Raw genomic sequence first — 10,338 nt, 5'->3', positions numbered from 1 at the left:
ATCAGCCTTAGAGATATGTAAACTTTTAGTTGCCAGAAAAAATAGCAGGCATCTGGAAACAGTTTGTTGTAACTCTAAAATAGTTCAATTTTAAGAAACTATAGAAGCACTATCACTTCGGAAATATCTATCTATGTTATTTTTCACTTCCGAAGTACATCATTAATTCTCATCAAAAGTCAGGCATCAGGTTCTATGAAGATTATGATTTTATTCCTGTTTTCAACTAACCAACTTATTCCAATTAGCTTCTGATACCTAAGTTAGTTCTACAGAGAAGTTTTTTTTTCACATTATCGTCTAGGTTAATCAAATTTCCTTTTCAATCCGAATCTTTACCGACTTGCTGATGGGTGTATTACTACGCTCTGCAAAATGGTTGTAAGGCACTAGCGGATTGGTTTCAGGGAAATAGGCAGCGGTGTTGCCGGCTGGAATGTTATAAGGCAATACTTTAAATTTGTACGCCATTCTTTTCTTGCCGTCATAGGTGCTACTTAAATTAACGATCTCAAATTTCTTTAAACCGCGCTTCTCCATATCTTGCTGATTCATAAAGATTACCCGACGTTCGTTATAAACTCCCCGATACCTATCGTCTAAGCCATAAATAGTGGTATTAAACTGGTCGTGACTTCTAATGGTCATCAACATTAATTCATCTTCCTGTAACTGGTGGTCTGGAAGTTTATTCAAAGTGATCTGTGCTTTACCATTAGGCAACATACTAAAATCTCTGTGCCGCGCATTATTAGGAAGGTAATATCCAAAACCTTTAGATCGTTCACTGGTCTTCTCAAATCCTTTTGCTACCAGATCGATTTTCTCGCGTATTAATTCGTAATCTTCTCCCATTGCTTTCCAGTCTACGGGGTGATTTCCGTTGAAAAAAGTATGACCAAGATTTCCTATAATTTCAGGCTCGCTCATAATACTACTGGATGCAGGTTTTAAAACACCTTTAGACTGCCGGATGCGTCCCATACTACTTTCCATAGTGAGGAAACGAAGATTTCCGTTCTTCTCATCTTTTTCAGACCTTCCGAAAGTAGGTAAGATCAATGCTTTTTTACCCGTTACTAAGTGCGAGCGGTTCAACTTGGTGCTAATTTGCACCGTTAGTTTGCAATTATTAAGCGCCTGAGCAGTATAATCTGTATCTGAGGCGGCCATTAAAAAGTTTCCTCCTAAAGCGAAAAATACACTTGCTTTCCCATCATGCATCGCCTCCATGGATTCTACCACATCAATACCTTTTTCGGTTGGCGGATCAAAATTCATGTGTTTTTTGATGCGTTCATTCAGATCTTCATCAACAAAATGCATAATTCCCACGCTTCGATCGCCCTGAACATTGCTATGTCCACGAACGGGACAGGTACCGGCGTTTTCTTTTCCAATGGCCCCCTTTAGAAGCAATAAGTTCACGTATTCCCGAATTGTTTCTACCCCGTTTTTATGCTGGGTAAGTCCCATTGCCCAACAGACAATGATTTTAGTCTTTTTGGCGAGCACCTCTACGGCTTGATTTATTTTTTCATTGGAAACTCCGGTTAAAGCAAGAAGTTCCTTTTCATCAAAAGATTTAAAATCCTCGATCAATTCTGAATATCCCTGTGTGTATTCTTCAAGAAACTCATGGTCAAAAACTGTATGGTCTAAAGCATCTTTTTCAGCAAGACGTTTAAGAATCAATTTCACCAATGGAATATCCTGGTTGATGTTTACCGCTAAATGCAAGTCGGCAATATCTTCACCACTGCCAAGTAAACCCTTGATATTTTTGGGATTTTTAAAATTAACCAGACCGGTTTCTTCTAATGGATTTATCGCAATAATATAGCCGCCGTTTTCTTTGCATTTTTCAAGTGCAGATAGCATTCTTGGATGATTGGTGCCAGGATTTTGTCCGGCAATGATCACCACTTCAGCTTCATAAAAGTCTTCAAGTTTGGTACTTCCTTTTCCAATCCCCAGGGTTTCGTCAAGGGCGACTCCGCTGGATTCATGGCACATATTGCTGCAATCTGGCATGTTGTTGGTTCCGTATGCGCGAACAAACATCCCGTATAAAAAAGCAGCTTCGTTGCTGGAACGACCGGATGTATAGAAAATAGCTTCATTTGGAGAATCTAAACCACGCAATTCTTCTGAAATTAATTCAAAGGCATCCTGCCAGGAAATGCTTTCGTAATGAATGCTGCCCTCGCGTAAGACCAGTGGTTCTATAAGTCGCCCGAATTTATTTAGCTGAAAATCACTTAACTCTGAAAGTTCTTCCACTGAATATTTCTGAAAGAAAGCGGCATCAATATGACTATGCGTAGCTTCATCTGCCAGGGCTTTTGCTCCATTCTCGCAATATTCTCCAATTTTGGAAGGATGTTCAGGATCGGGCCAGGCGCAGCTAGGGCAGTCAAAACCATCCTGCTGATTAATAGTGAATAGAGCTCGCATGGAATCTACAACACCCATTTCTTTAAAGGTATGCTTTACGGTTTCTCTAATTCCCAGTTTTCCTGCAGCATGGGTAACGGGATCTTTAAATTCAAGTTCCTGAAATTTAACGGGTCCTCTATGATTGACGTTTCTTTCGATTTTCTTTTTCATCTAAAGCGCAAGAGTTTTTGGGTTAGGGTAATTATTAGATTCGTCTTCACCACGATCTTCCAGGCAGGTAAAATCTTTCTCGAGAAGGACATCTATAGATTTGCCTTTAGAAGTAACGACAGAATGAGAAAATCCCACCCGATTGTTAGTATCCCAATTTGTCAGAAGAGCATCAGAAATTTGCAAAGAGATCTTATTATTCACAAAATCAATATTTAAGTACTTAGTTGTTGCAACTTTCACTTCATAAGTGAAATCCAGGTTTGGGAAATTTGTGGTTTCTTCGATAGATCCTTCTCTACATAAATGTTCCACTTCATTTTTCGTCAATCTATATCTCACCGAATTTTCTCGAATCCTAATTTTCATTTTAATGTAATTTTATTGGCTGCTGACTATTCAAACAACCATTTAAAGTTAAGCCTAATGGTTTTAATTATGCATAAGAATATTATCCGAAATAAAACTTTTAGGGTGCTTTTAAGGTTTTGTGGTAATTTATGATTGATACGGAATAAGAAACGATCTAAATTTTCTGGATTTCAAGCTGTAGTTTACTATCTAAATTTCTGCTTAATTACACTACATCTAGATTTTCAAATCAGGTTTGTCTTTTCAGAATTAGCTTATTTTTATTTTCTGAAACTCAATTGAAAGTGATAGAAAAAGAAGCGATCGAAGTTTTTATACTTGCGGGAGGGGAAAGCAAAAGAATGGGAACAGATAAAGGTCTGCTCAATTTTCAAGGAACGCCAATGATCTTGCATATCATTAAGCTTCTCGACACCTTAAACTTGAAAACCAGTATAATTAGTAGTAACAAGGAATATTTGAAATTCGGCAAACCTTTGTATACCGATATTATTCCGAAGAAAGGACCTATGGGCGGATTATATGCTGCTCTTGAATATTCTAAAGCTCCAATGGTTTTATTGCTGGCTTGCGATATGCCTTCCATTAACAAAGAAGGAATACAGAGTTTGATGACTGTAGCCGAACCTGGAAAAATAACTGTCGCTACAGATTCGGAGCGAATTTCTCCGCTTTTTGCCTGCTACCCAAAATCAGTAATAGAAATAGTAGAGAAAGCTATTTTGGCAGATGAATTAAAAATGCAGGATTTTGTTTCAAAGCAACCCCATGTGATATTAAATCTAAACGCACTCGAGAATACAGCGGTTTTACGGAATATAAATACTCGAGAACAGTTAAAAGCCGCTGAAAATACAGAAACAGATGGCGAATAGTTATTAACTATTGTCAGAAATTTATTAGATAGCAGTCGATCTAAATTCTTTCTTTAATAGTAACTTTTTCTTTTTTTTCTATGACATCCCATTCCCAACCATCATTTTGAAGATATGCTAGTAATAGTTTCCTTCTAGCAGCAAGTTTGCGATTTGCTGAGTCATCGATCGCCTGATCAGATTTTTTTAAATCATGTAAATAATCAGTATTAGGATGCTCAGGCTCATCATCTCCGGGATGTATGAAGGCAGAAGCTAAGGTAGATAAGTAATATGTCAGGGATTTATAGGTTCTTTCCATACTCAGCCTATCCTCAAAATTGTCTTCCTCAACCTGATAAAGGAGGATGGATAAGGTTTCATCAAGAGTAGCTAATTGAACCGGTAAGGATTCATAAATATTTACTGAATGGAAATAATGAATTACTGGGTAAGCTAAATGACTTTGGGCCACTTTTAATAAGGGCGCTTCCAGATCGCTTAATGCTGAAGATAATTGCTCAAAATTATTACTATTATAATTGGAAATTATTCTTTCTGGTGTTTCGCCCAGATTGTGAATTTGCATACTCAACTTTCTTTTTAAAGTAATTCCTTCCACTACCGGAATTAAGAAGGAAATCCCCAAGCTGATGAATACCACTCCAGTATAGGAAATAAAACCTGTGAAGAACAACCACCAGTCAGAAGCAGGAGTGTAGTCACCGTTACCCATAGATGAAAGTACATAAGCTGCAAAATAGAGCTTATTATAAAAACCAGTTACGTATGCATTATCTTGAGAGGACCACAAGGCTTGTGGATCTGAATAAACAATTAAAGTATTTCCAAGCCATAAGATTATGATCCAGGTTAGAACGATACCCAACAATATTAACGGACCAATATATTCTAGAAGCCTGTTCCTACCATTTTTACCGGAAACCTTTAATGCAAATCTCCAAAACCATCTCGATATTCTATCGGCTATTAGCGCGGAACCTCTAGGGGATAGAATTGTATAAATCATATCGTAAATGGTCACTAAAACAATTACCACTCCGGTAACGAAATAGAAAATATTCATAATCTTTTAAAAAAAATGGTTTGCAATCTAAATGATGGTTCTTAAATTACAATATAAGCTTCAAATTGGAGATACTGAAGTGATCAAAAGCAATAAAATTTGCCGAAGGTATCTGTAAGTCAATTGTACCTTGAATTATTTCATGTATTTAAAACATTCAAAAACTAAAATTTGAAAGATAAACATTTAGAAATTAAAGGTTTAATTGAGGAAATTTCGGATCAGAGGAAATCAAATGATTCCAGTTTCTGTCCTTCAGAAATTGCCAGAATATATTTTGATGAGAATTGGAGAGATGGAATGGACATGGTGCGTATAGTTGCTGATGAACTGGTTAAAGAGAATAAATTAATCACGTTGCAAAAAGGAGTCCTTATTCAGGATTTACCTTCAGAAGCGAAAGGTCCAATTCGGCTCAAAAAAAAGGATTAGTACTTCCAGTAAATTGCAGAAGTAGTGAGTCGATGGACTCGTAAGCTTAACTGAAATGTATAGAGTGAATACCTGTTGGATGCTTATGATTTCGAAAAAGATCACATCGATATTCGGTATAATAAAATTTTGGTAATAGCGCAGGCTAGTAAACTGATAGAGTATATTGATTCCATTGGAAATTCTTGCTGCTTCGTTTATCTAAGTTATTCGAAGGGCATAAGGTAAATACTTTGAAAAATTTGGAGTCGGTAAGTCTTGCAGTGAACTTGAAAAACAGATCCTCATATTTGAAACCTGAAATATTGAACCAATTCTATTATACGTAAAATAGCGAGGTAGAATAAATTAGCATAAAAGTTAGCGATAGCAATTTTCTACTTTTGGCGATTGTTATTTGACCAATCAATAACTTCAGCTTAGATATTGTAAGTTAAAAAGTGTAAAGAATTATCATATTGAATTGAAGATACCAACTACCTACTTGAGAAGAGTTTATAATGCTCTTATAAGAGGGTCAATGTATGTAACATGAGATCTGGTTACTTTCCCGGAAAATGTAGATCTTATAATGTTGCAATAATATTACGATTCCTTTAATATCCTTACTATTAATGTTTTAGTAGTTTTGATCCAAACCTTTAAAAATTATGAAAAAACTAATCGGACTTTTTGCCCTGCTTTTAATGATAGTAGGATGCGAAAACAACAACAAAGAACTATCTGAAGAATTTGATAAACTAAATCGTCAGCACGACAGCATTTCTGAAGCACATTCTGAATTTAAGAGCACTCATGATGAAATGAGAATAAAATATCAGCAAGTGAACGAGAAACTGGGTTCTGCTGATATTCAGGATTCAACCATTTTTGATGATGTTGCGCGACACAGTACTATTCTTGAACAGCACGATGCGATCATTAAAAGTCATGACCAGATCATGGAAGGTCATAATGAAATGAAAGCCAACTTTGATGGAAAATCTGATTCTGAAAAAAAAGCGCAAATCGATGAAATAATCGAAATGCATAATAAACTGATGGTTGAACACAGCACCATGGAAGAAGATCACCAGGAAATGAAAAAAGAACATGAGGATATCATGGCTAAATTAGATAGTACGAATACTTCTAACTAAAATTTGATTATCAATATCTTAAGCCGCTGATTAAATCAGCGGTTTTTTTATTTTTTAAACAATATGTCAATTAGCGATTCTATTTTCACATATACTCGTGTAGAGTAGTGAACTTATTTCTGTTAGAATCTGATCTTCCTAAGTTTGCAATGTTAGCTAGGTTTTCTTCCGAATAAATTATGGAATTACATTTTGTAAGAGACTTCTAGTGCTTATATTTGCGAGCAATGCAAAAGACAACGGGACATATTTCCATACTCACTGCGCTACTAGTTATGTTTGCGCTGGTATATCCATATGTGCACGTCTTCGAGCATTCCTTATCTCAAAATTTAAGTATAGAAGATCATACGCATCTTGTGAAAAATGACAAGAATATCGTGACTTCTAACATGGATTGTAAGATCTGTGATTTCCACTTCTCAGGTTTTGACAATCCCGATTTTCTTTCTTTCGAACCATTTATTCCGCTGAAGGAAACTGTTTATTCTCTTTCTCTTACTCAAACTGTCTGGAGTTCCCCAGATCCTTATTTCTCCTTAAGGGCACCACCGTATTTCCGTGTTTAACTAGTGTTTATTGATCTCTGGAGTGCTTCTGCTTCAGAATTTGTCACATTAATTATTTACGGTTTTACTATATGAAATTTTTCTGGATAGGATTGGTCTTATCCCTGATTTCTTACAATACATACGCTCAGAACACCAATAGTTACAAGGTTTCTGGTAAAGTTAAAGATAGAGCAGGGGATGCTTTGGAAGGTGCTTACGTCAAAATAAACGGCAAGTACTTCTGGACTTCAAAACAAGGTACATACGATACAAATTTAAAGGGCGGCAACTACGAAGTCCACGTTTCCATGATAGGATTCAGGGATGTGGATACCATTATTGAACTTTACAAGGATCTCGTTCTTGATTTTACATTAACTGAATCTATTACTGGCCTGGAAGAAGTTCTGCTCGAGGGACATATGCATAAAAAGACCAGTCAGCAGGTTGTTTATGTAGATGATGAATATCTTGAAAAGCAGTTTAATGGTTCTTTGGCCTCAAGCCTCGAGAGAATGCCTGGTTTTAATGCCTTGCAAATAGGATCGGGTGCCTCCAAGCCTATAATTCGTGGTTTAGGTCTCAATCGTGTTGCAGTAGCCGAAAATGGTATCAAACAGGAAGGGCAGCAATGGGGAGCCGACCACGGACTCGAGATTGATGCGCTGAATGTGGAAAACCTGGAGATCGTAAAAGGTGTAGGTTCTATTGCCTACGGAAGCGATGCCATTGGTGGAGTAGTGCGCATTAATAACAATACAATTCCTTCGGAAGGTCTTTCCGGGAGCATTTACAGCTTTGCTCAAAGTGTGAACAATAGCATTGGAACTTCAGCGAAACTATCTTATTCTGAAAATGAATGGTTTTTCAAAGCCAAGTTTACGGGTATATCATTTGGAGATTATAGCCTTCCTGCTGAAGCAATCTCTTATCTCAATTTCAACATTCCGATATTCGATGAGAAGCTGAAAAATACGGCAGGAAAAGAACTCGACTGGTATACTCAGGCGGGCATTGTGAAGGATGATTTTTCAACCACCTTAAGCATCAGTAAAGTTTATCAGAAATCGGGTTTCTTTCCCGGTTCCCACGGAATCCCTGATATTAGCCGCGTTCAGCCTGATGGAGATCTTAGAAACATTGAAGAGCCTTTCCAGCGTGTCTCTCATTTTAAGGTCATCAACAACACCAAATTTTTCTATGAAAATGGGCAGTTAGATCTGGATCTTTCTTATCAGAGAAACCACAGGCAGGAATGGAGTTTATTCCACACGCATTATGGCGGGCAGGAACCTCCCAAAGTTGATCCTAATTTAGAACTGGATTTCGACCTTAAAACCTATTCCACACGAGCAATTTATCATCACAACTTTAATCGTCAAAATGAGACGCAGGTAGGAGTTGATTTAAACTGGAAGGATAATGACATCGGCGGCTTTAACTTTCTGTTACCGGAATATCAGGCGGGTAATTATGCCATTTTCGGAATTCACGAATTTGAACCGTCTTCTAAAAATCTTTGGACTTTGGGATTGAGGTTCGATTATGGAACTATCGACATGCAGGGTAATTATGATCCAAACCTGTATGAATTCCTGATTAGGAATGGCCAGACTGAAGAACTTGCTAATTCATACGCTCAAAGAAGTGAGGGAATTAATCGAGATTTCAGCAGTTTCAATGCCAGAATGGGGTGGGACCATACCTTTAATGAACGCTGGAGTTCGAAAATAAACATAGGAACCGCTTTTCGTCTTCCTACGGCGATTGAATTAGGCGCTAACGGAATCCATCACGGTTCTTTCAGGCATGAACAGGGAGATCCGGACCTTGAACCGGAACAGGGTTTTATGGCCGATCTGAACTTAAACTATTCCCAGGATTTCTGGAATATTAGTTTGAGCCCGTATGCCTATTTTTTCAATAATTATATCTTTTTGCGACCAACAGGAACTTTTTCCGTACTTCCTCATTCCGGTCAGTTGTTTCAATATACTCAGTCTGAAGCTTTACTCAGTGGGATAGAATTAGCCGTAAATAAGGAAGTGGGTCGCTGGCATTTTAGCCTGGCAGGTGAATATTTGTATAACCGGCAGATCACTTCAGATAGATCAAGAAATTTTCCACTTCCCTTTACACCAGCAAATAACTTGTTTACTGAAATAGGTTACGAGTTATTTCAGGATTCAGAACTATTTAAAACTTCTGAAATCAGCATCAATAACAGGCTGGTCATGGAGCAGAATCGTATTGCCCAGGGCGAGCTGGTTACTCCGGGCCACGCGCTTTGGGGATTGGGATGGCAAAATGAAGTAAATCTGAATGGATTCAAGGCCAATATCAATTTTAGAGTAGATAATCTTCTAAACGAGCGGTATTTCAATCATACTAGCTTCTACAGAAGGCTGCAAATTCCTGAAATGGGAAGAAATATTCAGCTGAACATCAAAATTCCATTTGGTAGTTAATGAGTCTTGTAATTGTACATATCAGCCGATTGCTAATTTTTCTGCTTTTTGCGGGACCTGTACTGCGTACTGCACATTTTCTGTTGGAAGATCATTCAGATTTTTATGAAGTAGGGGACTTTAAATTTGAACAGAAAAACATCCGACACTGGTGTGAACATTTTATACATGCAGAATACAAAGGTTTACTGCCGGGTTATGACAGGCAGGATCTTTTCAGAAATATTTCTGAAAGAAAAAAGAGATTATTCGGTGCTGGAATTAGCCAGATTGTAGCAGCACATATCAATTTTTATGTTCGAGGACCGCCTGAACATTTCAATTAACCAGGATTAAATTAAAAGCATAGAACATAAATCGAATTATTATAAAGATTAAGAAAATGAGAAATTATTTTAAAATTTTAGTTGTACTACTTACTGTATTTGCATTCACTGCTTGTAGTGATGATGATGAAGCGCTGGATAGCCAAAAACCAACAATTGTCATGAGTGAGCCTGAAGATGGCGAAGCATTCGAAATAGGCGGAGAACTTCATTTTGATATCGACCTTTCTGATAATGAAGGTCTGGCATCTTACAAAGTGGATATTCATAACAATTTTGATGGACATACCCATTCTGTTGTAAAGCAGGAAGCAGAGGAGCCATGGTCTTTTCAGCAAACATTCCAGATCGCTGGAAATCCAAGAACTTTTGAAGCTCACGAGCATATTCAGATTCCTGCAGGGATCGCTGAGGGAGAATATCATTTAGGAGTTATTGTGGTGGATGCTGCCGGAAATCAGGAAGAGGCATTTGTTGAGATCGTATTAGGTCACGAAGG

General features: G+C 37.4%; 10 protein-coding genes. 7 read left to right on the top strand and 3 right to left on the bottom strand.

What is annotated here, in order from left to right; all coding sequences use genetic code 11:
* Positions 1 to 309: 309 nt before the first annotated feature.
* Together ACNKXS_RS06770 and ACNKXS_RS06765 are read right to left on the bottom strand one after the other, a co-directional pair.
* Positions 310 to 2,610 carry an FdhF/YdeP family oxidoreductase gene (locus ACNKXS_RS06770; RefSeq protein WP_417920204.1) on the bottom strand — a complete coding sequence of 767 codons (2,301 nt, stop codon included), beginning with the start codon at positions 2,608 to 2,610 and terminating at the stop codon, positions 310 to 312.
* Positions 2,611 to 2,979: a DUF7009 family protein gene (locus ACNKXS_RS06765; RefSeq protein WP_417920203.1), complete on the bottom strand. Its 369-nt coding sequence runs from the start codon at positions 2,977 to 2,979 to the stop codon at positions 2,611 to 2,613.
* 287 nt (positions 2,980 to 3,266) lie between these two features.
* On the opposite strand from ACNKXS_RS06765, the gene mobA reads away from it, so the two are divergent.
* Positions 3,267 to 3,857, top strand: a complete 591-nt coding sequence (mobA, locus tag ACNKXS_RS06760) for a molybdenum cofactor guanylyltransferase (protein ID WP_417920202.1) — start codon at positions 3,267 to 3,269, stop codon at positions 3,855 to 3,857.
* Between the two features lie 40 nt (positions 3,858 to 3,897).
* Here mobA and ACNKXS_RS06755 read toward each other — a convergent pair whose 3' ends face one another.
* Entirely contained in the window at positions 3,898 to 4,923 is a 1,026-nt protein-coding gene (locus tag ACNKXS_RS06755; protein ID WP_417920201.1) for an ion channel, read from the bottom strand.
* Positions 4,924 to 5,094: 171 nt separating this feature from the next.
* Between ACNKXS_RS06755 and ACNKXS_RS06750 the strand changes: the two genes are divergently transcribed.
* The 6 genes from ACNKXS_RS06750 to ACNKXS_RS06725 form a co-directional block, all read left to right on the top strand.
* Complete coding sequence (locus ACNKXS_RS06750; RefSeq protein ID WP_417920200.1) at positions 5,095 to 5,355, top strand: DUF3253 domain-containing protein; 261 nt, start codon at positions 5,095 to 5,097, stop codon at positions 5,353 to 5,355.
* 650 nt (positions 5,356 to 6,005) lie between these two features.
* Positions 6,006 to 6,494 (top strand): hypothetical protein, encoded by a 489-nt coding sequence (locus tag ACNKXS_RS06745; protein ID WP_417920199.1) that lies wholly within the window; start codon positions 6,006 to 6,008, stop codon positions 6,492 to 6,494.
* Between the two features lie 227 nt (positions 6,495 to 6,721).
* Positions 6,722 to 7,063 carry a hypothetical protein gene (locus tag ACNKXS_RS06740; RefSeq protein WP_417920198.1) on the top strand — a complete coding sequence of 114 codons (342 nt, stop codon included), beginning with the start codon at positions 6,722 to 6,724 and terminating at the stop codon, positions 7,061 to 7,063.
* Positions 7,064 to 7,134: 71 nt separating this feature from the next.
* The gene (locus ACNKXS_RS06735) at positions 7,135 to 9,513 is read left to right on the top strand and encodes a TonB-dependent receptor (RefSeq protein WP_417920197.1); all 2,379 of its coding nucleotides are present in this window, start codon (positions 7,135 to 7,137) and stop codon (positions 9,511 to 9,513) included.
* Positions 9,513 to 9,839, top strand: coding sequence for a hypothetical protein (locus ACNKXS_RS06730; RefSeq protein WP_417920196.1), 327 nt, complete (start codon positions 9,513 to 9,515; stop codon positions 9,837 to 9,839). Before ACNKXS_RS06735 ends, ACNKXS_RS06730 begins: the two co-directional genes overlap by 1 nt.
* A gap of 56 nt (positions 9,840 to 9,895) precedes the next feature.
* Positions 9,896 to 10,338: DUF4625 domain-containing protein (locus ACNKXS_RS06725; protein ID WP_417920195.1), on the top strand; the 443-nt coding region annotated here is incomplete at its 3' end.

The organism is Christiangramia marina, assembly GCF_048285865.1.
Classification (GTDB): Bacteria; Bacteroidota; Bacteroidia; order Flavobacteriales; family Flavobacteriaceae; genus Christiangramia; species Christiangramia marina.
The sequence above is the reverse complement of the archived record's forward strand: the minus strand, read 5'-3'. Positions and strand labels throughout refer to the sequence as shown.